The 25240-nt window shown below is 62.4% G+C and carries 22 protein-coding genes, 1 tRNA gene and 2 pseudogenes; 13 read left to right on the top strand and 12 right to left on the bottom strand.

The window, feature by feature from the left end:
- Positions 1-82 precede the first annotated feature (82 nt).
- From ABIA65_RS09660 to ABIA65_RS09650, 3 genes are read right to left on the bottom strand one after another with little or no spacing between them, the layout of a single operon-like run.
- Positions 83-2224, bottom strand: coding sequence for an AAA family ATPase (locus ABIA65_RS09660; protein WP_354523387.1), 2142 nt, complete (start codon positions 2222-2224; stop codon positions 83-85).
- Positions 2211-2777, bottom strand: coding sequence for a hypothetical protein (locus tag ABIA65_RS09655; RefSeq protein WP_354523386.1), 567 nt, complete (start codon positions 2775-2777; stop codon positions 2211-2213). Before ABIA65_RS09655 ends, ABIA65_RS09660 begins: the two co-directional genes overlap by 14 nt.
- A complete protein-coding gene (locus tag ABIA65_RS09650) occupies positions 2774-3910 on the bottom strand; it encodes an SIR2 family protein (protein WP_354523385.1) in 1137 nt (378 codons plus the stop codon). Before ABIA65_RS09650 ends, ABIA65_RS09655 begins: the two co-directional genes overlap by 4 nt.
- Positions 3911-4738: 828 nt before the next feature.
- Here ABIA65_RS09650 and ABIA65_RS09645 point away from each other — a divergent pair.
- Together ABIA65_RS09645 and ABIA65_RS09640 are read left to right on the top strand one after the other, a co-directional pair.
- A complete protein-coding gene (locus tag ABIA65_RS09645; protein ID WP_354523384.1) occupies positions 4739-5116 on the top strand; it encodes a hypothetical protein in 378 nt (125 codons plus the stop codon).
- Between the two features lie 67 nt (positions 5117-5183).
- Positions 5184-6050, top strand: coding sequence for a hypothetical protein (locus ABIA65_RS09640; RefSeq protein WP_354523383.1), 867 nt, complete (start codon positions 5184-5186; stop codon positions 6048-6050).
- Between the two features lie 15 nt (positions 6051-6065).
- Here the strand turns inward: ABIA65_RS09640 and ABIA65_RS09635 are convergent, their stop codons facing one another.
- From ABIA65_RS09635 to ABIA65_RS09620, 4 genes are all read right to left on the bottom strand, one after another.
- A complete protein-coding gene (locus tag ABIA65_RS09635) occupies positions 6066-6527 on the bottom strand; it encodes a transposase (RefSeq protein ID WP_354523382.1) in 462 nt (153 codons plus the stop codon).
- A gap of 87 nt (positions 6528-6614) precedes the next feature.
- Positions 6615-8177, bottom strand: a complete 1563-nt coding sequence (locus ABIA65_RS09630) for an AICE element replication initiation protein (RefSeq protein ID WP_354523381.1) — start codon at positions 8175-8177, stop codon at positions 6615-6617.
- Between the two features lie 132 nt (positions 8178-8309).
- A complete protein-coding gene (locus tag ABIA65_RS09625; protein ID WP_354523380.1) occupies positions 8310-8507 on the bottom strand; it encodes a helix-turn-helix transcriptional regulator in 198 nt (65 codons plus the stop codon).
- 403 nt (positions 8508-8910) lie between these two features.
- The gene (locus ABIA65_RS09620) at positions 8911-9093 is read right to left on the bottom strand and encodes a hypothetical protein (RefSeq protein WP_354523379.1); all 183 of its coding nucleotides are present in this window, start codon (positions 9091-9093) and stop codon (positions 8911-8913) included.
- Between the two features lie 517 nt (positions 9094-9610).
- Between ABIA65_RS09620 and ABIA65_RS09615 the strand changes: the two genes are divergently transcribed.
- The 9 genes and pseudogenes from ABIA65_RS09615 (at position 9611) to ABIA65_RS09580 (ending at position 18549) form a co-directional block, all read left to right on the top strand.
- On the top strand, positions 9611-10186 hold the full coding sequence (locus ABIA65_RS09615; RefSeq protein ID WP_354523378.1) for a hypothetical protein: 576 nt from the start codon (positions 9611-9613) through the stop codon (positions 10184-10186).
- A 55-nt stretch (positions 10187-10241) separates the two neighbouring features.
- A complete protein-coding gene (locus ABIA65_RS09610) occupies positions 10242-11585 on the top strand; it encodes a Dyp-type peroxidase (RefSeq protein ID WP_354523377.1) in 1344 nt (447 codons plus the stop codon).
- An 84-nt stretch (positions 11586-11669) separates the two neighbouring features.
- On the top strand, positions 11670-12821 hold the full coding sequence (locus ABIA65_RS09605) for a DUF4331 family protein (protein WP_354523376.1): 1152 nt from the start codon (positions 11670-11672) through the stop codon (positions 12819-12821).
- A gap of 86 nt (positions 12822-12907) precedes the next feature.
- Positions 12908-13903: a tetratricopeptide repeat protein gene (locus tag ABIA65_RS09600; RefSeq protein ID WP_354523375.1), complete on the top strand. Its 996-nt coding sequence runs from the start codon at positions 12908-12910 to the stop codon at positions 13901-13903.
- A 2-nt stretch (positions 13904-13905) separates the two neighbouring features.
- Complete coding sequence (locus ABIA65_RS09595; protein ID WP_354523374.1) at positions 13906-15318, top strand: dihydrolipoyl dehydrogenase family protein; 1413 nt, start codon at positions 13906-13908, stop codon at positions 15316-15318.
- 224 nt (positions 15319-15542) lie between these two features.
- Positions 15543-15674 (top strand): annotated as a pseudogene (locus ABIA65_RS33480) (YaeQ family protein); the annotation flags it as partial.
- A gap of 407 nt (positions 15675-16081) precedes the next feature.
- Entirely contained in the window at positions 16082-17293 is a 1212-nt protein-coding gene (locus ABIA65_RS09590) for a tyrosine-type recombinase/integrase (protein WP_354523373.1), read from the top strand.
- A gap of 20 nt (positions 17294-17313) precedes the next feature.
- Positions 17314-17387: transfer RNA gene (locus ABIA65_RS09585), tRNA-Leu, on the top strand.
- Between the two features lie 31 nt (positions 17388-17418).
- Positions 17419-18549 (top strand): hypothetical protein, encoded by a 1131-nt coding sequence (locus tag ABIA65_RS09580; protein WP_354523372.1) that lies wholly within the window; start codon positions 17419-17421, stop codon positions 18547-18549.
- A 138-nt stretch (positions 18550-18687) separates the two neighbouring features.
- Here the strand turns inward: ABIA65_RS09580 and ABIA65_RS33475 are convergent.
- A pseudogene (locus ABIA65_RS33475) lies at positions 18688-19023 on the bottom strand (tyrosine-type recombinase/integrase); the annotation flags it as partial.
- Positions 19024-19590: 567 nt separating this feature from the next.
- Complete coding sequence (locus tag ABIA65_RS09570; protein ID WP_354523371.1) at positions 19591-19761, bottom strand: hypothetical protein; 171 nt, start codon at positions 19759-19761, stop codon at positions 19591-19593.
- Positions 19762-20107: 346 nt separating this feature from the next.
- On the opposite strand from ABIA65_RS09570, the gene ABIA65_RS09565 reads away from it, so the two are divergent.
- On the top strand, positions 20108-21511 hold the full coding sequence (locus ABIA65_RS09565; RefSeq protein ID WP_354523370.1) for a hypothetical protein: 1404 nt from the start codon (positions 20108-20110) through the stop codon (positions 21509-21511).
- Between the two features lie 602 nt (positions 21512-22113).
- On the opposite strand, the gene ABIA65_RS09560 is transcribed toward ABIA65_RS09565, so the two are convergent.
- Positions 22114-22296: a hypothetical protein gene (locus tag ABIA65_RS09560; RefSeq protein WP_354523369.1), complete on the bottom strand. Its 183-nt coding sequence runs from the start codon at positions 22294-22296 to the stop codon at positions 22114-22116.
- Between the two features lie 189 nt (positions 22297-22485).
- On the opposite strand from ABIA65_RS09560, the gene ABIA65_RS09555 reads away from it, so the two are divergent.
- Positions 22486-23691 carry a sensor histidine kinase gene (locus tag ABIA65_RS09555; protein ID WP_354523368.1) on the top strand — a complete coding sequence of 402 codons (1206 nt, stop codon included), beginning with the start codon at positions 22486-22488 and terminating at the stop codon, positions 23689-23691.
- A gap of 254 nt (positions 23692-23945) precedes the next feature.
- Here the strand turns inward: ABIA65_RS09555 and ABIA65_RS09550 are convergent, their stop codons facing one another.
- Positions 23946-24344, bottom strand: a complete 399-nt coding sequence (locus ABIA65_RS09550) for a hypothetical protein (protein ID WP_241403543.1) — start codon at positions 24342-24344, stop codon at positions 23946-23948.
- Entirely contained in the window at positions 24341-25138 is a 798-nt protein-coding gene (locus ABIA65_RS09545; RefSeq protein WP_354523367.1) for a hypothetical protein, read from the bottom strand. Before ABIA65_RS09545 ends, ABIA65_RS09550 begins: the two co-directional genes overlap by 4 nt.
- Positions 25139-25240: the final 102 nt, after the last annotated feature.

Below are 25240 nucleotides of genomic sequence, written 5' to 3'. Positions count from 1 at the left end.
GAGCGGACCTGCTGCGGTATCTGCTGCGGTACCAAGTACGTCCGCATGAGCGATTAAGTCGTCGGTCACCACGAACAGGTAGCTAGCCAGCTTGCCGAACTACCCTGATGGGGTCTTCCAGCAGCTGAGGTTCAACCCAGATCTCGTCAATCGTAGGACCGCTTCTATCCCAACCCACGAAGCGGATCAGCTTTGTCGCGGCATCCGTTGTACGGGGTGCGAGCTTCCGCTCCAAGAGTCCGGCGAAACGTCGTTCATGGGTGGAGACGATAAGTTGGCGGCGTGATTGAAGGTGGCGACACAGATCGGCAAACCCCAGGACGTTCACGTCGTCCATTGATTGCACGGGATCATCGAGAAGCAAGAACGGCAGCCCACGCCGGCCCGTGGATAGGCTCATCGCGATGAAGTAGGAAAGCGCAACAATGTTTGCCTGAGATGTTGAGAAGACAAGGAGCGGATCGGCAGAAACACCTTCAACAACATCGCGCACGAGAGGACTGGTTGTGCCACGTCGATAGTAGGTGTCTAGTTCGAACTCGATTGTCTTGAAGGCCGGATGCGGATCCAACCTTTGGAAGATGTTGGCGACAAGGGGTTGCATTGCCCTGACACGCCTTTCGGTTACCTCTACGCGAGCGGTCACGGAATGTTCTGCAAGTGAATGAAGTCGCTGCGACCGTGCAGACTCCTCTTCCAGCAAGGCTTCACTGGTTGCCAACGTCAACTCTAGATTCTTCGCTTCAGCCACGGACCGCTCGACCGCGCCGCTGTCAGCTTGTTGATCAACGGTATTCAGGAACTCAAGGAGCCGCCGTCGGCTCGACTGGAGGTAGTTCAAGACCTCGTCAGAAGTCTGCGCGAATTGATCGAAAGCGGTCGCAGCTGGATGCACTACGAAATCACCGGTTTGCAGCCGTTGAAGAATCGATTGCGCCTCGGTGGCGGCTAACCGAAATTCTTCCCATTGGGCGATTCGAGCCTTAGTCGCCGACAGGGCCGCATGAGAGGCGGCGGCTAGGTCTCTAGCTTTCAGGTGGGTCGCCTGCTGCGATACGAGTTCTTCCTGAAGTGCCACGATGGTGTCGGTACTTTCAGCGCGTCGTCTAAGTTCGGCCTCTACATGCGCCGGATCTATAGGCTGGCCACAGACTGGACAGTCGTGCGTGAGCAACGGAATTGCGAATGCAGCAAGCTGCGCAAGCTCGTTGGCAGCACTTCGCCCGGCGGCTAATCGTCCATTAGTATCGACGACCTGAGCGCCGACGCTTGCCACTTCGTTTTCAGCACGATCGACTTCAGCCTGAATCGCTGTCACATCAGCTTCTGTCGGTTCCTGTTCGAGCGAGGATTGAAGCTCCTGTGCTCGCCGAGAAACGGCACGTAGGCGTTGGATCATATCGATTGCTGTTGCAAACCGGGTTGCCAGTTCGCGAATCTCATCTGGTGCTTCGAGGCTCAGGTTCGAAGGCGGGCCGGTAATCGAAAGAGGAGGGCTGCTTAGTAGGGATTGGATCTCCTGACGGATCGCTTCGACCTGTGGCCTGGATTCGAGTCGACTCCGCGCGGCTGCCAGTTTTTCCCTCGTCTGGTTGAGTGACAGCGCAATTCGATCCCGTTCGCCCCTGACCGTCGCCTCTCTTTCGGCAGCCAAACGTGCGATGGATCGGGCCGCTTCTTCAAACTCCTCCAGCTGCCCGAGGCCGAGCACGGTGCTTAGGTGGTGATATCGATCTGCGCCCTTTGCTTCAAGTACGCCTCGCATGACGTCCTGCTGCATTAGGCCGGATGTCTTTAGTGCTGATCCGATGCTGAGGTCGGTTTCGGGTAGTAGCAGTCGGCGAAGGAGAACCTCAGCGTCGAGCCCAAAGATTGCTTCGCTTCCGGGACTTCGCAGTTCAAGTGTGCTGCCTTTGTGGTCCCCGCTTCGTCGTAGCGTGATCGCCTTCGAGTCGATCAGCAACTCGACTTCAACTACCGCTTTGCGGCCGAGTCTGTACTGATTGACAATGTGCTCGACGGAGCGGCGTGCACGCAAATTCTCAAGGCGTTCAATAGATCCGACGAAACACCATTGGAGCGCGTCAAAAAAGCTGGTCTTACCAGTGCCGTTCGGGCCGGTAATGATGACGGCGGAGGCCGACAAATCAAACTCACGGCTATCGCGGAACCCGCGGAAGGCTTCCACTCGGACACGTTGAATTGAAGGCTCAAAGGACGTCATCTAGTGAGGCTCCTTGCTCAAAGGCGCTTGCAGCTCGGTTTGCAAATTCGCGAGGTACACCACGGGTCGCCAACGCGTCTACGAAAGCCGCGAACGGGTCTTGCAGTATTTCGGTAGATGACGCTTCCATGGGCGCCACAAATGGGGCCAGCGCGTGGGCGACGGCCTCGGGGGTCGCGTCAACCCCCGTGTGCGCGATTCGCCGCAGGCGTGCCGTGTCGTAGTTGATTGCGTAGAGGTCTCGGGTCGTGGCGTCGTCCTCAGGAGATCGCTCTTGGGTGAGTAGCACAAGATACGCGTCCCACTTCTTCGGGCCGATCGTGCTCACGTTCAGTCTCTCTGCAAGGCTCGCTTCTGCTATCCCCCCGATGAGGAGTAGCTCCTGGATCGTGTTCACCGCTGCCACTGCAACAACAAAATACGGGTTCTCTGCGAGCACAAGATCGATGCCGCTTGCCAAAGACTCGATACTGTAGCCCTCTTCGGCCAGGACTGACCGTGCGATATGGAGCAATTCGGCGTCCGATGTCGGTGCCGTCTCTGGATACGTCACGAAGCCAATACCTCCTGTGCGAGTAGGATATTGGGTGCGAGTGCGCTTGGACCATCCAAGATGTCCTCAGCGTCAGTCTCGTTCAGAACATTACTGGGAAGTCCAGCGTTCACCTTCGACCAGCCGATTCCGCCGGCCACAAGAAATCCTGGAAGATTCTGTTCACCCCGAGAGGCGTGTGCGTGCAGCCGGTTCTCCGCCTCCTGCTCGACGCGCCGAGCCGACATACTGCGTGCTGCCACCAGAATCTCGATGGGTCCTTCACATGTTTCGAACACCTGACCGCGCATGACGACTGATTCGGTTCCGGTAAGGCGTCCAAACGCCGTCAGTGCCTCTGCCATGGTGGTCACGTTCACGACAGATAGTCCTTGCTGGGGGTCTATTGCTGCACGCCTTGCCCATTCCAGCAGGGAGAGGGCATCGGTCTTGAGGAGCTCGCCGACAGCAGCCTTGATGTGTGGTGCAACCTCGGGGTCGTCCGCTAATGCTGTTACGTGCCGACCCAGGGACGCATGGATGTAAGCGCCACCGAGCTGCTCCATGAATTCATCGGAGGTTGCAGCGATTCGGTCATCGTCGGAAAGGCCGGGGGCGACTGTCGACCATTGCGAGGCTTCCCATTTTGTGACGATGCTTGGTGATACGACACGTATGTTCGCAATGTCGCCAACCTCAGCGATTGCTTCCATGATTCGTTGCTTCACGTACCCCGCAACATCGCCAATCCCCAAGAAGACCACCACCGCGCTGCCCAGTCGAGCATGTGTCTGCTCTCTTGCCCAAGTGGGCGGATCCTGGAGATCTTCGGAGGTCACTAGCAACGACGAAGGCTCCGAGGCGCAACCATGAACCTTCAGCACGGAAGGAGGTGTCACCCGGTGAAGGGACCGCTCGTCGGTCACCGCCTGAATGCGATCCGGCACCCCGCCGCGTTCAATGCAATCATCCCAATTCGTCGTCAAAACTTCGACGACTCCTTCAAGCAACAACTGGGCGATCACGCGATGCCCGTAGGAGGGCGTTGCCGATCGGAATTCGGCCGATTTGGCTGCCGTCTGACGCAGTGCATCACCGCCGCCGGGTAGGAGAGCCACTGCATCGGCCACCGCGATGAGGTCGTCAGGGTCCACGCCATCAAGAGAAGGAAACGCGGTTAGAAGTTGTGCATGGATGACCCTGGCCAGTGCGGCTCCCAGGGGAAGCCCCGTTGGCTGTGCTGCGCTAGCGCCGGCCCCAGCGTAAATGGCTATACGGTCGCGTGAGGTAGCCCGCGCGGCAAGCGCCATCGCATAGGCAGGAACTCCGGACGTCATCGGAGACGGTTGGTGTGGCACCTCCGAATGCTACTTACCTGTCAATCGCTGGCCCAGCCCGCCGAACACGCTGCCTGGCCATCAAAAGTTCTGGTCGTGTAGCCCAGAAATTGTCGGACCGCCACGCTCTCGATAGCCGCATGCCCGGACTGAAGGCCGCAGGGGCGCGGTCCGGGCCACGACGTAAGCGCTCGGCGCCTTGGAAGGGACGCGGACTCCCCAAGGCGCAACGCCGCGCCGCACCACGCCAGCAGCGAACGGAGGGCGTTGGTCGCCGAGCCGCTTGTATATATCGGAGGTGGCTTGACGGTCCCAGCGAGCCGCGACAGGCCCGGGCGTTGCGTACGTCCGTAGTGGTGTCGCTGGAGGAGTTCTGACGCTCTCAGTCCTCGCAACCCTCGCATAATTCCGTCTTACGCCTGGCCTCACTCGGGCGCCCGCGAATTTCGTCCGGCGACAAGCCGCCGATAACGCCCCTGAGTGCAAGAGGTGTGTGGTCATTGGCACGCGGTGTGCTGTCTCTGAATGGATGTTGCGCGCGGTGTCCTTTGAGCGGGTGTGAGAGATGGCGGCGCACACAACGTGTGTATGGCGAATGCGGCTCTGGTGGTGGCCTGGATCGAGATGGAAACCTAGTCTTCGGCCATGGCCAAGAAGACCAAGAAGGCATCGAAGACGGCCGCGCGTCAACGTGCGCAGAAGTCGGGACGGATGAAGCGCCTGGTGAGGGAACGGGCCGACCTGGCGGTGGCGGTATACCGCCTGAGCGAGGCCGCTCTCTTCGCAGGCGTGGACTTGTGGGAGGGCGAACGGACCGCGGAAGCAGTGGCCGGTGCTAGCGATGAGGTGGATGCCGCCGCGGCACGGCGCCTAGTGCAACTCACGAGTGAATACGGCAGGGCAGTCAAAAGAATGCACGATCACGGCGCAGATCTGGCCTCCATCACTGCCGTAGTTCAGGGAGACGTGGATGTAAAGATCGACATCGAAGAGATTCGTTGCGTGCTGCTCTTTGCGGATTAAGCCGATTTGCTGACCAATGTGGCTGTGGTGGTGGACTATCTCGTCCGTCGGTTCGTAGGTTGCAGCCATGGGAGCAAACGACAAGCTGCGGGCGAGATACCGGGCGGTCGAACTGCAGCGCGAGAAGAACGAGGAGCGCGCCCGTCGTAATCGCGCTAATGCGGCTGATGCCGAGTCAATCCGCACAACGTTGCACAGAGTCGGTGCTGTTGATACATGGGAGCGCAAGCGCTGCGACCAGGCGGCAGAAAACATCCGCGCTGATGCCGTAAAGCGCAGGGCCGGTCACTTTCGTGGCCTGCAGGCGCTAGTCGAGCAAATGCGCGGTCGTGGGCTCACGTTCGCGCAGATCGCGGAGCTTGTCGGAGTCGATGTCCGCGAGATCCAGGCAGAGCTGCGCCGGGCTCGGGCCGAGGGCGAGGGTGGACGCGGTTCGACTGTCTCACCAGTAGCGCGTTCGAGATCTGTTGTCATACCCGAAGGGGCTGCGGTCACCGTTGATCCGATCTCTGATGGTGTTGAAAGGAATGAGAGTGACTACAGCGCCTACGATCCAAGCCGGTGTGTCCGCTGCGATGCAGCCATGCTTGATGAGGACGTCGCTCCTAGGCGGGGCCGTCGCCGGCTCTATTGCTCGGACGCTTGTCGTCGGGATGCGTCGGCGGCGCGGACAGCCGCGGAGCGTTACGGGGCGCCGATTCGAGTGATCGAGGTCCCGAGAGTCACTGCGTCTCAGGAGCGATCTGCAGTGAGTCTCGGGCCGGATGGTGTCGTGCCGATGGAAACTGCAAACAGAGTTCTCGCCGACAGTGAGGCGCTGCGGACGCTGCTTGCTCGGTTGGCAGAGCAGGCTCGGCTCAAGAAACTAGATCGTGCCACACTTACGGCTGCGCGGGAGCTGTCCAACGCCGTTCATCCGCATCGCACTTGGTGAACTCGTTCTGCCGAGTCAGCGGCTCCTACGTCTGGTCTTGGACTGGGAGCGACGACTGGCGGGACTGCACCCAGTCATGCTCGCGACGGCACGACCAGCTGTGTGGGTTGCGATCTTGGTGAGTTCGTCTGACAGGGCCTCGATATTGCCCTCCAGCTCGTAGACGGCGTCTTTGCGCTCGGCGGCGATCATCGCTGCTGCGTCGTCGTGATGGGGAAGGAACCCATGTTGGCGTCCGTAGCGGTCGGTCACGATGTCGATGAGGTCGTCGAACCGTGAGGTCAATCGTGTCGCATCCTGGTCGGCGTTGTCCGCGACGAACTCGTCGCACTCCTCCTGCGACCAGGACTGTGGAAACAGCAGGTGCGATCGGTAGAGATCTCTGATGGCGGCGTCCAACTGGCCTGAGAATGCGATCTCCGGCCAATCCGTGACGGCGGCGTCGGCCAGCTTCTCCAGGTCGTCATCGAGACTCATGTTGCTCGCCTCCTTCAGTGTGCATGGCCAATTCTGACCCGATGCACCGACAAGATTTCGCCAACGAGTGCTGATGAACCTGGGCGCCTAAGCGGACAGATCGTCACGGGCCGCTTCGGCGGACGAGGCCGGGGTGCCCTGTGAACCGCTCAGCACGGGCGGGCTACGCCGCAGCAGCGACGGACGCGAGGGTTGCGAGGCTTGGTGTGCCACCACGTCTTTGTACGGCGGATAGACGGTCCACAGCAGAACATTCCGGTGGTTTCGGGCGCCGTCGTCCTCGATGCCCCAACCTAGGTTTCGCAGCGCCGGCGCGTGCCGCCGCAGAATCGCGGTGACGTCTCGGCCGTTCTTCGGCCATTCCTTGGGGCGCCGCCAGTGATCGCCACTCGGTGTGATCATCGTCAGGAGGTCGCCGCCAGATTTGCCGACCAGTGGTTCGCGAGTGTGCCGGCGCAGCTGTTCGATGAACGGATCGGCGGACAGGCTGTCCTCGGACAGCTGGTCCGCCCGTGACAGGTATCGGCTCAATCCGTAAGTCGTCATTGCCTCGTCCACGGCCGCCAGGGTGCGGCCAAAGTCCGCCATTCGTGGCGCATCGTTGACCACGATGGTTTCGAGGCGCTGATGGACGGTGGCGGCCAGGTCGAGGAGCCCAGCCAGAATGCCAGGCAGGGCTGCTCGCCACTGCTGTCGCAACGTGGCTTCGGGTTGGCGGCGGTGACGGTCGATACGCCGCAGTTCGACCGTCGCCAGCCGCTCCGCCAGGTCGGGTCGCATCGCGCCGACGTCGATGCCGTTCACGATGACGCACCGGCGGAACTTCACTACCGCGAGATCGGCGTCGGTGTAGAGAGCACGTTTGACGTTGCCGTCACCGGTGGCGGCGCGGCACAACGAGTCCGACAGCCACGGAGGTATCGCCGACAGGTTGTCCAGGGCGACCACCCACGACCCGGATGCGGCGGTCACCCAAGAGTCGGCGTCGCGGGGCGCTTGCCGAAGTGGAACGGGGGAGGGGTCGATGAGATCGACGAGCATGCGCGTCGTCGTGCTCTTTGCGCTGCCCTGTTCGGCGAACAGCGCCAACACCGGATGCGGGACATCGCACTGGACAAGTGCAGCGATGAGCACGGCGAGCAGTACGGGGCGGTCCTCGGCGTTGATGTTGACGAAATTCCACAGCTGATCCAGATCACCGACTGGAGGTGGCAGCGGCATCGCTGCGGTCAGCTTCGTCCGCAGAAACCGCACCGGAGCCGAGTCGGTGACGGTCCATCGTCCGTCGCCGATGCGGATCACCTTCCCGTCGGGTCGTCCGGTATCGATGTAGTTCGTGCCGTCGTGGTCGGCGACGCGCAGGTGCACCTTCTCCGGAGTCCGGTTGGCGGCCAAGCCTTCGAGGATCAACGTGGCGTCGGTGAGGGCCTGGCCGCCGGCGACAGTGCCGGTGTCGATGAAGTAGCGCGAGGCGAGTTCGGCACGCAGGCCGGCCTTGCCGGCGCGCAGCAGGATCGCCAGGTGCGGCCGGGTACTTTCGGCGCCGAAGGGTTCACCGTCCTCGGAGACTCCGAGGAGATAGCGCTCTTGCGCCATGTCGACCAGCCGGGCGGCGACGGACTTCTTGTCGGTCTCTGCGTTGGTGCTCACGGGTTTTCCATCCTGCGGAGCTTCTGCAGGCGGGCACGGCAGGCTATTCTCATGAAGAACTTCCGGTTGAGCGATCGGGCGGTTCGAACGAAAGACCTCGGCTAGTCCCCGAGGTCTTTCTCATGTGGGGACTCATGCGGCGTCGCCGCCTCCCCGTCGGGTTGCGCTCTCCCGCTGTGAGATCCACTGCAGCACTTCATCGCGCCGATAGACAACACGGCGACCCAGGGTGAAGCTCGCCGGACCAATATCCGAATGCCGCCAGTACCTAAGCGTCCCAACTGGGACGCCGGTCATGTCCGAGACTTCTTTCGCTCCTAGCAGTTCCATCAGAATCCTCCTGAATCACGGTCGGTTCGACTGAGCCAACAGTGATGGGGGATGTGCCGGTGCGTCCACCACCGCAGGCATATCGACCGAAAAGTCATACCTTTTCTGTGCGATTCAATCGCCGCGGTTCTGCTGTGAGAGTTGTAGGTTCTCAAACTCGATGTCCAATTCTCAAATGAAATGTCCAACGCATGTCCAATTGGACACGCGTATGAGACTGGGTCATTGGTCGTGATTGTCAGCTGTGCTGCAGGCTCTTGCCCATTCGACAGCAACGGCCGTTGCGTGGAGATGCCATGGTCGTAGACTCAGCGCTGTAGCCAGCCCATTGCGGTGGGTTTGGAAGTGAGCCACAGGATAACTCGCCGGACGACGAGGCCTGTGGCTCGCGCTTTTATGGGGGTCAGATCGTGTGGACTTCGACTGCGGCGCCGAGAACGTCGAGGTAATCGCGGTTGCCGGTTCTTGCCTGGACCACAGCTCCGCACACGATGTCGGCGGCCCATAGAGCTGGCTCGACTCGTCCGACTGCGTGCTCGATTCGCAGCGCGGTGTCGATGACACGTCGGGAGCGCAGCATCTGCATCGTCGCTAGATCGCTTGCGTCGAGCTGGCCGCGTGATTCGAACGTGATGGTTGAGCAGGGTTGACCTGGCTAGGGGGCTTGGCTGGCTTTGGCTAGCCGAGCCAGGTAGCTAGCTTCTCCACTTACCAGCCAACAGCCGGTGGTGGTGGTGGCGTGCGGGTTCTTTCGTGCTTGTAATCGCTGTGAAACGGATGACGCCTCCTCTACCAGTAGGGACGTGCTTGGGGCCGAATGGCAATGCTCGTTGGGCATAGTCGCTGGACGATGCCTGTGAAGTGGTGGCAGGCGACTCGTCGGCAAATATTCTGGCGCGATGTTGGGAAAACTCCATGACGCACAGATCGAGCGCGAATACTCGATTGCGGTGGGGGCTCGAGGAGGGAGACCTCATGAATCGAGGGCGGGTCAGTCTGGGTTACCAGGATCCCGGACTTCATACACCCTGCCGACTGTTCCTGAAGCGATCGGCTGACGGTCAGCCTCACTCCACGGGTCATCAACTACGAAGGAGATCGCCATGGCGAGTACGCAACAACCAACGCCGGGCAGACTGGTACGAAAGGGCAAGAAGAGCGGGCCGGTGACCGAGTATTGCGCCTTGTGGCATATCAAGCCGGGACATGCCCAGCAGATAATCGATGAGATTTCGACGGGCCTGGCGAGCCGAGGCGATGTACGGGAGATGTACAAGAAGATCGGCGTCCACGACGCCAGGTATGTGGTCCTCGACGACGGTAAACGGCTTCTCATCACGATCAGCTTCGATCTTGATTTCGACCCCTACTTCGACGACGCGATAGCGGGTCTCGTCGGCGGCGACAAGAGCCAGATCGCCTTCGACTGGATGAATCATCTCGAGGAAGCCCCCGAAGGCGGCTACGACTCCATGTCCTGGGAAGAGTTCAAGAATTGGCTGACAGAAACCCAGACGGAAGCCGACATATTCGCCAATACCAATGACGGCACCGTCGCAGAGATCGACAAGGCCCTGCGACTGCAGCACGTGTTCCAGCAGGTGCTCGACAATCCCGACGCCGCAGAGGCGCTCCAGCATCCGGCATTGAAGCCGCTACTCGATGAAGCGGCGAGCTGAACCCGCACCGCGAAACGGTTAGCGGCCGAAGCCGGTCAGGAAGACGAACCCATCCATGACCACACGAGATACGCCTGTCACTCTCGAACTGGACGACATACAAAACGGGGCCCTACATCCGCGGCCGTCGCCCTACGTCGGTGCCTATATCCTGCTGCGCATCGAGGACCGGCGCGCCGGTCGGGAACTGTTGCGGAGGCTGATCCCCTTTCTGGCCGACGCCACAAGTCCGATGGACCCCAGTCACCAGGCCTGGGTCACCGCCGCACTGAGTTATCAGGGCCTCAAGGCGCTGGGCGTTCCGCAAGACACGCTCGACAGCTTCCCGCTTCCGTTCCAGCAGGGCATGGCTGCGCGCGCCGCGCAATTGGGCGATGTCGGTGAGAGCGCCCCCGAGAACTGGGAGAAACCGCTGGGCACCCCCGACGTCCATATCGGGCTGAGCGCGCTCTCGCCTGACGCGGCCGGACTCAAGCGCGTACTCGCGCCCGCCCGGGAAGCGATTGAGGAACTCTCTGGGGTCACCACTATATGGAGCCTGGACTGTTATGCGCTGCCCACCGAGACAGAGGCTTTCGGGTTCAGGGACGGCATCAGTCACCCAGCAATCGAGGGAAGCGGTATTCCGGGATCGAACCCCCAAGAGCAGCCGCTCAAGCCGGGCGAGTTCTTGCTGGGCTATGAGAATGAGCGGCATGAAGTTTCTGCGATGCCGCGCCCCGAGGTGCTCGGCAAGAACGGCACCTACGTCGTTTTCCGCAAGCTGCACCAACGCGTTGCGGCGTTTCGCCAGTATCTGAAGGCCAACTCCTCGACTGCAGAAGAGGAAGAGCTGCTCGGGGCGAAAATGATGGGGCGCTGGCAAAGCGGCGCGCCGTTGGCGTTGTGTCCCATGCACGACGACCCCGGGTTGGGTGCTGACCCGAAACGCAACAACGATTTTCTTTTCAAGGAAGACGACCCGCAGGGCATGAAAACTCCTCCCGGCTCGCACATTCGGCGGATGAACCCACGCGACTCAGACATCAGCGGCTTCATGCGCTTCCACCGCATGATCCGGCGCGGCACCAGCTACGGCCCGCTGCTTCCGCCCGGGGTGATCGAAGACGACGGCGCCGAACGAGGGTTGGCGTTCGTCTTCATCGGCGCGAGTTTGGAGCGGCAATTCGAATTCGTCCAGCAGGAGTGGATCAACAAGGGACAGTTCTTTCACGGGCCTCCCGACGTTAAGGATCCAATCGCGGGCGCTAACAACGGGACCGGATCGTTCACCATCCCACGACAGCCGATCCGCCGGCGGCTGCAGGGTCTGCCCGCTTTCGTGGTGACGCGGGGAGGCGAGTACTTCTTCGCGCCTGGCCTGCGCGCCATGCGCTGGTTGGCCGAGCTCGACACCTGACAAGGAGGAACGGCGTCTCACGCCCGCTGGCTGAAGTCGCGCCCGAATAGGTTCTTTTTGACGGTCTAGAGGAGTTAGTGAGAAATGTCTGACCACAATTCTGGGCCCCGAGCCCTAGCGGATCCTGTCGTGGACATCACTGACGTCTACGTCTTCCCGAGCCCGGAGCAACCCGGCCGTCTAGTCCTGGTGCTCGACGTGTTTCCGAGCGCAGAACCAGCCGCGCTGTTTTCCGACGCGGTTGACTACCGATTCCGCCTGCGGCCTGTCACGATCTCGCGCGAAATCGCGCCTGTGTTTGCCATCGGAGACATGGAGTACATCGTTAGCTGCCGTTTTGCAGACCCAGTCGAGTACCAGACTGGCCAGCCGCTCGCGCAGGAAGGCACCTGCACCGCCTCGAGCGGTCAGGTCGCATCCTTCCAGGTGAACGACGAACAAGGCGGAGAGGGCAAGGGGTTGCGGGCTTTTGCCGGACGTCGGATGGATCCATTCTTCTTCGACGGCGTCCGGGCGGCGCAGGCCTTGATGACCGGGCAGCTCGCTTTCGCTAACCCCGGCGACAGCAGGCAGCACCGCCAGAACGTCCTGAGCATCGTCGTCGAACTCGACATCGCCACCATTTTCGGAGGGGATACCGGGCCGTTGTTCGCCGTGGTGGGGGAAACGATGATCGCCGGGCCGATCACCGCGCGTTTGGAACGCTTCGGCCGCCCGCTGATGAAGAGCGTCGTCCTAGGTTCAAAGGACTACGACACCGTCAACCGAGACTTGGATATTCGCGATCTGTACAACCAGGAGGACCCATTCGAGTTGGGGCCAACTTACCTTGGTGCCTACCGCGCGCGGATGAACGCCAATCTCGGCTTTTGGGATGGCCTCGACCATAAGACCGATTGGACGCTAGACGCGCACGGCGCTCACCCCCTGACGGAGCTGCTACTGGCCGATTTCATGGTGGTCGATGTTTCCAAGCCGTACTCCGAGGACAGCTACTTCGAGATTGAGCGGGCGCTGTTGAACGACGCCAGCCATCAGACCTGCGGCGGCCGAAGCCTCAACGACGATGTCGGGGACACGATCGTGACGATGCTGGTCAATGGAGGCAACGGCGCCCGGATCAGCGACGGTGTCGACCAACAGGCAGTCCGGGCCTCGCATGCATTTCCGTATCTGGCTCCGCCAGACCCGAACCCCCCGGCCAAGATTGAGCTCTCACTGAAGAAGTCCGGTTGAGAGCGGCAATGACGAGACCCGGTGATCCGCCAGCCACCCACGCGGTTGGCGACGTCGAGTTACCCACGACCGCAGGCCCTCTCGCGGTGGCGAACCTGCACGCGCAGATCGACGGCCAGCAGCGACAGGCCCTCGCGGGACGGCTCGATGTTGCTCGTCAAGCCGAGCTCATAGAACTGGTGATGCTGCGGGGCCAGATCTTGGGTTGCATCGCAGACTACGAATGGGCGCAGGCGCGGGCCGAGCAGCTCACACACGATCGCCCGGCCGACGGTGGGGGCTTCCGCGCGCGCGCCCGGACGCGGGCCACATTCCATCGCTTCACCGATGCACTGCGTGACCTCGACGAGGCCCGGCGCCTCGGCGCGGCTCCCGCCGTCGTCGAGGCCGAGCAAGCGGCGATCTTCCAGGCGGTCGGACGCTACGACGAGGCCCTCACCGTGATGCGGCAGGCTGTGACACGTCGCGCTGATTTCGCTTCTCTCGCGGCGCTGGCTTCGCTCTGCGCCGAGAGCGGGGATGTGGCCACGGCGGAGCAGTTATTCGACGAGAGTGTGGCGAGCTATCGTGGGGTCTCGCCGATTCCCCTGGCGCAAATGCACTTTCAGCGCGCCAATATGTGGCTCACCCAGGGCGATCTCCGGCGCGCGCGCAGTTGGCTTGCTGCCGCGCATCGCCGCCTTCCGGCCTACGCTCCAGCCCAGGGCCATCTGGCCGAAGTCGAGGCCGCGCTCGGCGAGACCGACTCCGCGATCGCCCGGCTGCACCCGCTGACGATCTCCTCCGACGACCCCGATTACCCGGCACAGCTCGCTCGCATCCTGAGCGAGGTCGGCCGCGCGCAGGAAGCCCGCGAGTGGGGTGCCCGCGCGGCGACACGCTACGACGAACTGATGGCCCGGCATCCCGAGGCCTTCGCCGACCATGCGGCGGAATTCTGGCTCGACGTGGGCGCGGACCCGCATCGCGCACTGTCACTCGCGAGCAAGAATCTCGAGCTCCGCCAGACACCGCGGGCCCATGAGCTCCTCCGTCGTGCCGCCCAAGCCGTTGACGGTGCTCGGGCCGCGGTCAGGAGATAGGCGTGGCCGATGTCATCGTTATCGGTGCCGGACCTGCCGGTGTTTTCGCCGCGTACCGTGCCGCCGTCCTGGGCGCCAACACGACGCTGATCGCCCGCGACGAGTTTGGCGGCATGGCGGCCAATGACGGACCGGTGCCCGTTCGCACCCTGGCTCACGCTGTCCGGCTGATCCGGGAGGCGTCACAGCTCAGTCGCTACGGCATCGCTGTGAGTGATCCGGTCCTCTCCTATCCCCGGTTGATCGCGCGCGTCGGTGAGGTCGTCGACGATGTGCGTGCGCATTCGCTTCGGCGCGAGTACCTCGACCACTTGGGCGTGAGAACCCACGAAAAGGCCGGCACCGCACGCTTCGTCGATCCGCACACGATCGAAACCGACAGTGGGCTACGGCTGCAAGCCGACAAGATCATCATCTGCGCCGGCGGCACTAGCCGACGGCTGCCAATCCCGGGCTTCGAGCTGACCGCCACCCACAGCGATGCCTGGGGCCTAACCGCGGTCCCGCCATCGATGTTGGTCGTGGGCGCAGGAGCGACCGGGGTGCAGGTCGCCTCGATCTTCAACGCTTTCGGCTCACGGGTGCAGCTCTTCCAGGCCGGCCCGCGCATCCTGACCTCCGAGGACGAAGACGTGTCGATGGCAGTCGCGGCCGCCTTCCGCGAATCGGGGATTGTTGTGCACGAGAACTTCGGCACCATCGAAGCCTTCGAGAAAACCCCCGGCGGCGTACGGATGGTTTTTTCCAAGGACGGCAGGCGCGACAGCGCAGACGCTGCAATCGCTGTCGTCGCGGTCGGGTGGGTTGCCGATAGCGCCGGGCTAGGCCTGGCCGAAGTGGGTGTCGAGACTGACGCGCGGGGTTATGTGCGCGTCGACCCCTATCTTCGGACCACCGCACCCCATGTCTTCGCTGCGGGAGACATCACCGGCCGACTGATGCTGGTTCCGCAGGCCGTACATGACGGCATGGTGGCGGCCACCAACGCGGTGCGCGGCGCGACGACCACGCTTGCGGATCAGGTAAGTCCGATCGGCAGCTTCACTGACCCGGAGTATGCGCAGGTCGGACTGACCGAGGCGAAAGCCCGAGAATCGCACGACGTGGCAGTGACGACGACTCGCTTCGACGGGAACACCCGCGCCATCATCGACGGTCGCACCACCGGGTTCTGCAAGCTGATCGTCGACCGCGCCACGTGCACCATTCTGGGCTGCCATGTCGTGGGCGAACGGGCCGTCGAGATTGTTCAGGCGGTGGCCATAGCCATGACAGCGCGGATGCGGGTGGATGACCTGGCCCGGGTTCCGCTGTCGCTTCCCACCTACGCATCAATTCTTGGGCGCGCGGCATATCGTGCCGCCGAACAGCTCAACCTGGACGTAAGCGGGCAGATGTACCAGCAGGAGGGATGACGCAACCTCTCGGGCGATGCCACAACGTCAATCAGCATCGGATTGTGAGCCATCGCTGGCTTTTGCCGCTCTGGGAGTCTGCGATCACCGTCTGGTCCTCTGATCCGCCATCTGGATGGCAAAAGTGTGTCCGCCAACTCCCGTGACAACGCCCGGAAACGTGCGATCGGACAGTCCTCGTCCGCCGCCGAGAACGACAACCGACATTAGTTGGCCCGGCGTGGCATGCACCGGTACAGCAGCTGGCCCAGACCGTTGACCGACGGTTTTCGGCGCAGGTGATGGTGATTGAAGGTCAGGTGACGATGACCGTGGGCGGTGTCGACGTCACCTTCACGCCCGAGCCAATGGAGTGAACGTCTGAGCCAGAGGTGGTTGATCTTAGTCGATAGCGCGGCGTGCGGTGGCGATGCGCACTTCGCACCTCAACAGTCGATGACTATGACGCCGTTGTGAGGCAATGGGTTTCAGGTTCTTACCTCTCTCGGATCGAACCGCGTGCGGAACTGGTCACGTGACGAAATTTCGTCGCCAGCTCGATGCAAGGGCAGGGAGCGGTTGGCTTTGTCCCGTGAAGAGGGTCAACAGGTGCGGGGTGCCAATCTGAAATTGGACACGACAGTGAGAAAATGTCAGTGGCCAAAGGGTGAGACCCCCGCAATAAGTGCAGCGCAGCGGGCACGTTTTGGACACCGGGTTTGAGAACCTACAAGAGTCCCCCTAGGCGGATGGTCGTCACGGATTACTGCGGTATGTTCGACCCGTGATCACGCGGAACGAGCGCGCGGGTATCGACGACCGCTGGCACAAGCGCGTCAAGGAACCGGACGGCACCATGCGCACGGAGCGGTCTGCGGTCTACGGCAAGGTTTCGCGCTGGCGTGTCAGGTGGGTCGACAGCACGGGCGCTGAGCGCACCAAGAGTTTCCAGCGCAAGCCGGATGCGCAGGCATACCTCAACGGGCTGACCGCTGATCTGCAGCGCGGCGAATATGTCGATCCGCGGAAGAGCGCGGAGACTTTCGAATCGGTCGCCGAGCAATGGTTCGCCACCAAACAGCACCGAAAACCGAAAACTGTTGCAGGTTATCGCTCGTTGCTCGACACCCTGATTCTGCCGAAGTGGGAAGGTGTCCCGCTGAAACGGCTTGACTACGAGTCCTATTCAACGTGGCTGGGGGCGCTGTCGGTCGACGGCGGGCAACGCGGAACCGGTCTGTCGGCAAGTCGGATCACCCAGGCACACCAGTTGGTCGGCGCCGTCCTCAAGTACGCCCAACGGACCGGCAAGGTTGCGAAGAACGTCGCACTGGAGATCAAGCGGGACGAAGATCTACCCGAACAAAGTGAGCGTGAGCGGCGCTATTTGAGCCATGCCGAGCTGTTGTTGCTGGCCAAGGCCGCAGGCCGATTCGAAACGCTGACATTGGTGCTGGGCTACTGCGGCCTTCGGTTCGGTGAGGCTGTTGCACTGAGGCGCCGGCATGTGGGGGATCGGGTGTTGACGGTCAGATCGTCCGCGACCGCGGTCACCGGTAAGGGCATCGTGGAGTCGACGACCAAGACGAAACGGGATCGTCACGTGCCGGTGCCTGAACCTGTGTGGCAGCGGCTCCAAGCGGAATTACCCGCCGATCCGAACGCGCTGGTGTTCCCGAGCCGTAAAGGCGGGTTCTTGCCGCTCGGCGAGTATCGCTGGGCGTTCGACAATGCGTGCGACGAGGTTGGGATCGAGGGGTTGGTGCCTCACGGCCTGCGACACACCACGGCGTCGCTGGCGATCAGTGCAGGCGCTAACGTCAAGGTCGTGCAGAGACTGCTGGGGCACGCGACCGCCGCGATGACGCTCGACCGGTACGGCCATCTCCTCAATGACGATTTGAGCGGTGTGGCTGCTGCGTTGGGCAGGGCCATCGACAGCACTGCGGTATCACTGCGGTATTCGGGTCGTCAGAATAGGGACGAAACGGCCTGAAGTATGCTCTGAGCTGCAAAGCCCCCATAGCCCAATTGGCAGAGGCAGCGGACTTAAAATCCGCCAAGTGTCGGTTCGAGTCCGACTGGGGGCACTGACGTACTCGCAGGTAGGGGCGGTTTTCGGTGGCACTGGCCGTCGCTGTCGCAAGGGCCGGGACGCACCGCGACAGCGGCGTGACAGCAACACGGCAGCGTGGCGGCACATCGGCCCTGGTCAGCGCCAGCGCGTCCACGAGGGCAACGTCGGCGGCCCGTGGCACGCTGGCGAACATGAGTCAGCCCGCGGCCGGAGGAGTGGTCGAGACGTTCCGTGACTTCAGCCGGTCAACCAAAGTTGCAATCTGGGTGATGCTGGCGCTGGGCGCGGTCCTGTTCGCCGTGTGTTTGATTGCAGACCTCGCCGGTGCGGACTGGATGAAAGCGTATGCCTACATACCGAACATCCTGGCGGGCCTGACCGGATTCCTAGTCGGCGTGCCGTTCGCGCTCGTCGTACTCGCTACCCTTGCTAGCCAACGCGACGAGAAGGCAGCAGCCGACCGCGTGGACGCGGTATCGCAGATCGCGTGGAATCAATTCAGGGATGCAATTTCGACCCTCTGCAGCCCGGAACGAATCGAAGCTATTGAACGAGGCGCCGGACGTGTCCAGAGCTTCCACGACGAGACGTGGCACGGATTCAACGTCGACATTGCCAAGCAGTCGGCTGAAGAGTTTCAGAATTTGGTTGCATTCGCTGAGCGGCAGAGCGAAAGGTGGGGCGGTGCGATACAGAGCCTCATGGCGGACGTGGGGACCCAGTCCGACCTCACGCTGCAATGGTTCGCAGCAGTTCGGGACTGGAACACGTTGGATCAGTACGTCCGACTGCAGCGCCTGGAGCGCGGCCTACAGTGGTTTCATCGCGAACTGGATGCACTTCTGCAGGAACGCATGATCGCCGACCGGCATCCGATGCGCCGGTTCTTTGAGATGCACGACGCTGACTACGGACCGCAGCCTGGTCAACTCGACAACATTGCGTCGGCGGTGGGGGCAATCGCCTCACTGAAATACCGTGGGTACGACCAGGAAACGTTCGACCGCGTTGCCAGGGAGAGCACGGCTCATTTCCCCACGACTCGAGTCCACGCCTACTACCAAACCGTGATGGATGTAGCGCACGGCATGGGCATGCTCTACGCCTTCGTGCAGCAGATCGACCGCAGCGGTTGGCCCGCCGTTGCTCCTGAAAATCCACCGTTGGCTTCCTAGGCCTTTCGCTTCAGCGGTGTAACGCTGGAAGGCTGAACAATTCCACGGCCGATCTTCGGGGCGGCCTGTTCGTCCTCGTTGATGTCGCGCGTACGTGGCCAGCGTCAGCATGAACGTGGAGTGGCCGAGCCACTTCGACACCTGCATGTAATGCTCGCCAGCCGACAGGTTCATCATCGCGAACGTGTGCCGGAGGTCGTGGAAACGGACCGCTCCTAAGCCAGGGGCCTTCGTCGCAGGTTGCAGGTAGTGCTCGTACAGGCTTCCGGCGTGCACCGGCTTAGCCCAATCGAACACATGGCGATTCAGCCGACCGGGGAACAGCGGGGCGTGCGGGTACTTGCTGGCGAACGGGTGAACCGTAGTGAGGTAGTCGCGTAGCTCATCCGCCAGCCAGGGGGCGAGAGGCACTACGCGATCCGAGTTCGCGTCGCCTTTCGGCGTGCCGTAATGCCACTGTCGTTCCTTGCGCATGGCTGTGCGGACTACGCGGATGCTGCCGACGGTGCCCGGTATGTCGGAAAGCGTGACGTCCCGCACCTGCAGACCTGAAGCTCAGCGGCTCGGACGCCGGTATGTGCCGAGAACAGCACGGCCAGCGCATAGACGTGGTTCCCCTGCCTGGTGTCCGTGCGGGACTGGCTCGACACCTTCGCCGTTTCGCTCGGAAACGGTGACCTCGCGCGTCGTGGCGATCCAATCAACTACCGACGCTACTTGGTTGGCCGACAGCGGGCGGTGCTTGAACGGTGCCTTGCCGTCTGAGGTCACACGACGTTTCGTTGTGCCGCCTTCCGGCAACTACTGGGTTGCTTGGTATGGCCTGATCGTCCTGCGCGACATCAAGAATCCGCTTCAGTGTTCCCACAATGTGCTTCACCGTCTACGGTGATCTCGCACCTAGCGGCTGAGTGCTGCGTAGGCAGATGCGGGGGGCGTGACCCAACCACTATGAAGTTGTCAAGGTGTCAACGTGCCAGTCGCGGAATCGAACCGCGATTCGCGCAGCAAGAAGCCCGAAAACCGTTCTGGCAGAGAGTGCTAATCAGACGGCGTAGGAGAGCTGACACCACTGACAGTCATCGTCAAGGGCAGGCGCGGCGTCAGCAGCACCTCTCGGCCATCGTCTGCGCACACGCTGACGAATCGGTTCATCTCGTCGGCGCTGTCGAACGCGCAGAACATGAACGGCGGTTCTGGACAGAGCTTCATTGGCTTCCTTCGTTGAGGGCGTGCATTGACATCTGCCAACACGCTGTCCGGCCTCGCATGCGATGCACGGGGCGCCTCAACGGGCTCCGGACTGTTTGCGATCCCTAGCGCGTGCCTCCCGACGGGCCCTGACTTGGGTGCGGGCCGTCTCCTGCGCCGGGGTGCCTTTGCCGGGGCACGACTACAGATTACAGCGGGCGTCGCTGCTGTCACTGTGCGTCCGTGGATGGGTGACGACACGCCCTAAACGGTCGTGAGTTTTGTCGGGCAGTCGTGCGATGCTATGGGGCTGCCCACTAGAAGGGAGCCGCACACGATGTGACAGTACGAAGGAAAGGCACTGGCCGTGGAAGACGAGCAGGAAGAAGTAGGGCGGGTACGCGACTGGGTGGGCCGGCTGGAAGGTTTCGCCTCGGCGCTGGATGACATCGACGGGGAGACACCGTCGGAGTTCTGTGAGAACGCCTGCTACGCGTGGCAGAGCGCACTCATGATCGACCCACCGCCGAGGACTAGTCCGGCAATGGTGATAGCCCTTGAGGGTCTAAACGCGATGTTGCAGGTGATGACCGCCGTGGTGATGGACTGGGCCGACACCCCCGATGTGCGGGACCGCTTCACGCGCGAATCTGCCCAGGACAACTCCAAGCAGGCGTTGGATAGCGTTGTGTCCGAGGGCCATCGCTGGCTGACTGAAGGACTGCCCCCTGTAGACGCGGTGCAGCAACGTATTACAGCGATTATCGCCGCCGTAGCCGCGGCCAAAGACTCTGTCGAGAGCAAGAATGCGGAGCTGGATACTCAGGACGCCGAAGCCGAAGCAGACCAGTACGGCGCGATCTTGCTGTACCGCGATCCCCAGGTCTCGGATGCGCCCATCTTCACGAAGGTGTGTTCCTTCACCGAAGAGGAGAACACTAGGTACGTAAAGGCGTACGACCGGATTCGGCGGATGTTAGACAGTGAGCTGCTACAGCACATCCAGTACGAAAGTGATCGCCTGATGGACGTGTTGATCGGCGTCCTTCGTGAACTTGGTAGTCAGCAACTGTCCCTCACGAACTACACGGCCATGGATGAGTGGAAGCGCAAACTGCGTTCGGCGCTGATCTCGTTCACCGCCGCGCTGCAAATCCATGAGTACCAAACCATCCGCAGTGCCCGGCGAACCCTCGGCCTGGACCGTGAGCAGGTGGACGCGATAAAGCAACTGTTCGCCGACCTGAAGCGAGAATCGTTCGATTACCGTTGGCTGGAAGCGTTGCGAGACGCATTGCAGCACGGCGATATTAACGCTTTCAAGTGGAGCTTCAATGTGAGCGTCCGGACCGATCCAGAGGTCATCATCACCATGGATCGCGCGTTCATGCTCGATGAGTTCCTAACGGACAACCGGACCAAGCCCTGGCTGAAGCGGCGCGAGTTGGAAGATCTGGATGCTGACCCCAACGTGCTTGACATGATCAAGGCCGTTCAGCCGCTAATGGGTCCGCTGCAGGAGGGGCTGGACAAGGTGCTGTACCCGAATACGGCAGAAGACGCTGCGACAGCACGGGAACTGATCGGACGGTTCGAAGGGCGGCAAGGCGCGTATTACTTGCAAACCGGCCCTGGCTTCACGCGGCGACGTCTGGCACCGCCGCAGATGCCGCTTGAGCCGCGCGTGCTGGGCTTTGCAGACACCTACCTACCTGACGACGACGAAGATGCACCAAAAGACGGTGATATCGGGGACGCAGCAGCGTCTTGACGGCGGCATGACAGCAACGCGGCAGCAATCCGGCTGCCAGCGGCAACGAGACAGCACCGGCTGCATTGCCCTGTGTTCCAGCACGAGAGTAACGCTGAACTGGGGTTTTGCGCCGGTGCTGAATCGCGCCGAAGCGATACAGCAACCCTGATCAGACAGGGACCTCGGGCTTGAAATCCGCACAGTGTCGGTCCGAGTCCGACTGGGGGCACTGGGAAACCGCTGGGTACTTGGCCGGCGGATCCGTGAGGGCATTTCGTGCACCCGAGGTGTACGCAGGCAGGTAATCACGCGCGGCGCGGGAGATTGTCAGCCCGTCTTGCTCACACCTGCGGCTCGCCATCGCCGGTCGCTCAACCCGTAGTCGTCACAGCCGGGAAGGGCCGGCAACTCCGGCTCGGCGGGCGCGTCGGATGGAACAGGCACCGCCGGAAAGGCCAGCAACGCAGGAAGTGCCGCGAAGGGTGGCTCCGACAGCTCCAGTTCCAGCTCCAGCAGCGACAACGGCAAGGACTGATCGCCGTAGAGTTTTGCGTGGGCGGCGCGGCCATTGCCGTAAACCCATGCGCCGCTGTCGAGTTCAGCGGAAGCAAGGCGACCGGCTACCCGTAGTCGCGGAACGTCATCACGAAGCCGACGGCGGCGACGATCGCGGCCGCCACATAGATGAGCGCCGCCGCCCAGGCCGGGTGAGTCACTGACGCCACCCAGCACGCCGCGAACGCCACCATCAGGAGGCACACGCCGTAGAACGGCGTGCGCTGCGGATGCTCGCCCCGCGCCATCACTCCATGGTTCCAGGCGGTGGATTGGCCCGCCCGTCTGAGATGTGATCGACGGGCGCACTCCTCACCGCTTGAGCAGGTGGCGTCATTTCGGCAATCACCCTCAGTGCTGGGGTGATTCGTCCTATGCTCCTGCCAACTTTGCGGGGCAGGAATCGGACGTGGTCGTAGGTGGGAGTGACCGGGGTCGTGCAGCGATCTGAGCGCGCGATCTTCCGTGGGCTGCTGCTGCAATGCGCGCTACGGGTTCTGCTCGCGGCGTTCGTCTTCTTCGCGCTGTTGTTGCAGCCGCCCGACACCTACCGCTGGCCCTACGGGCTGCTGTGGGCCGGCTACGTCGTGGTGGTCATCGGGTGGAGTTTCTGGGCGCTGCGGCCCGCCAATCCCGCCGGTATCGAGACCATGCGTTCGGTGGCGCTGCTCATGTTGTGCGCGGATGTCGCTGTGGTGTCGATACTTTCGGTGGAAACCGGCTTGAGTTCGCCCAACACCTGGACCTCTGATGTGCTGCAGCACGGTCTGTTCCTGATCCCGTTGATCGCAGCGGCCCAGCTGGATCCGTTCGTGAGCGCGGTGATCGCCATCCCCACCGTTGGTGCCTTCTTCGTCGTGAACTGGGTGGACAAGGAAGCGAACGGCGACGAACCATGGGGCTCAATTCTTTCGACCACAGCGGTGTTGTTCGGGCTGGCGGCGGGTTCGGTGGCGCTGTCCTGGATTCAGCAGACCAATTCGCGAACCATCGCCAACCTGGCTCAGGAACGAACCCACCTGCTCGAGGAGGTAATCAGCCTCGAGAAGCGTGAACGGCAGACTCTGTCGGAACGCCTGCACGACGGCGCACTGCAGTACATCCTGGCATCCCGTCGGGAGATGGAGGAGGTCAGAGAAGGGTCCGGTGATGCGATGGACCGCGTTGATTCCGCGCTCGCCGAGAGTTCCCGACTGCTTCGCGATGTGGTCCGTGAACTGCATCCCGAGGTGCTGGCACGCGCTGGTCTCAAGGCTGCCATTGCCTCGCTGGCTGACGGTATCGCGTCGCGCACCAATCTCGCCGTCCACGTCGAATCCGACGGCTGGCCCGACGACCTGCGCACCGACGCCGATCACCTGCTCTACAGCGCGGCGCGGGAGTTCTCGACCAACGTGATCAAGCACGCCCAGGCCGAGAACCTACGATTCGCGCTTCAGCACGCCGACGGTCGAGCCATGCTGCGCATCGCCGACGACGGGGTGGGCATTCCACCGGAGCGCCTCGCATTGAGTGTGGAGAAGGGGCACATCGGCTTCGCGTCGATTCGAGCCAAGGTGTTGGCTGTCGGTGGCGTGCTCGATATTCACAGTCCACCCGGTACCGAGATCGCGATTTCTCTGCCATCGCACGCGCCGACCTGAGCGGTCGGGCTGAGCGCCCATCGCCATGAGATTCGCCCCAAAAAATAAGGGCGGATTCGGGAGGACATGAGCGCGTCTCATTATCTCCACGCGGTCGGCTCTCATCTCTACGCCGACTCTTTGGATCTGTCACTCCCGAACCCGTCGTGCGGTCGATTTTACGCCGCGAAACGAGCCGATGCCAGAACTATTTTTCGAACCCAGAATCGTTGGCCCGCACCGTGGGTGGCACTGACCCGGAGCGTCCTACCGGCTCAGAAACCCCATCGATACGTCCCGTCCCGCTGGGCCTGATCTGACGCGGGTTCGCCGGGTACCAGCATGACGTTGTCGCCGACGTTGACGGTGACAACGTTCTCGCCCGCGGGCTCCACAAACGGCAGTTGGAGCAGGCCGTGGAAGTCGTCGGTCCTGACGAAGGTGTGCGCCCGGGCGAACAACGGTTGCACGTCGAAGACCCGCACTCGCAGTTCCTCGCGGCTGAGTCGGCCCAGTTCTCTGCCGGACTCCGGATCTGTGATCACCTGACCGGTGTTGGAACGCACCGCAAAGACCATGCCCGGCGTGACACCGGCTTCGGCGCCCCGGTTGAGGACGAGGGTGTAGTCGTCCTCGATGAGCGCGACCTGCCCTGTGATGTTCTGCCCGCTCACGAGGCCGCCAGGGAGGTGCTTTCTCGCAACGGCGATGTCGATCCGACTCGGATCCGCGGTCGGAGGGTGTGGTCGTCGGCGGGCAGCGGCACGTCAACGTAGTTCGCGGAGTCCTGCTCCGTTCCGAGCGTCAGTTCGACGGCGGTCTTGGCCTGGAAGAGGGCTATGACGGCCTGCTGGTGGCGTTCGGTGCCGAACGAGGTGAGGGCGACTGCGAGCTTCTTGTCGACGTACTCGACCGAACGCTGCAGGTCCGACGTCGTCGGTTCCACGGCGCCACTGTCCGTCTGCTGCGTCCGCTGGTCACCGAGCCCGCTGTACCAGCGATGCCCGAGCGCACCCAGGGCGATCGAGCACACCGGGACCACCACGACGGTGCAGATCAGGCCGAGGGAGTTGTCCAGCGCGATCGAGCCGACAACGCCGAGGAGCATCGCCATGCCCGCGACGAAGAACAGTTGCAGCGCCGGCGGCACTGCGTCGATCGCCCGCCACAGTCGCGTGACGACACGTGCGCCGTATCGAGCGACGCCGGCGATGAAATGGGCGATACCCGTCGCGGCCTTGAGAGCGACACGGCCCATCTCGTCGGCCTGCTTGCGGGTGAGCGGCGCCTTGGGAGGCGACCACGCCCGCTTGGCGGCCGGCGGCGCGGTGGGCGCCAAGTCGGGCTCGACCGGCGACTCGATCGGCGACGCGGCAGGCTGCGGTTCATCGGTCTTGGCCTCAGCGGCCGGCTCGACCGGCGCTTCGGGTGCCGGGCCAACGTTGGTCACATTTGCCTCATCAGTCACATTCGTATCTTCTCCCGATTTCGGTCGAATCACGATCCTGGCGCGCCGGGACACGCAGGTTGAACTCTGAAATTCGATACGTGCGATACGGCCAGAACTGCC

Origin of the sequence: Mycolicibacterium sp. 624 (assembly GCF_040548615.1) — a bacterium.
Classification (GTDB): Bacteria; Actinomycetota; Actinomycetes; order Mycobacteriales; family Mycobacteriaceae; genus Mycobacterium.
This window is presented reverse-complemented; position numbering and strand designations above follow the sequence as displayed.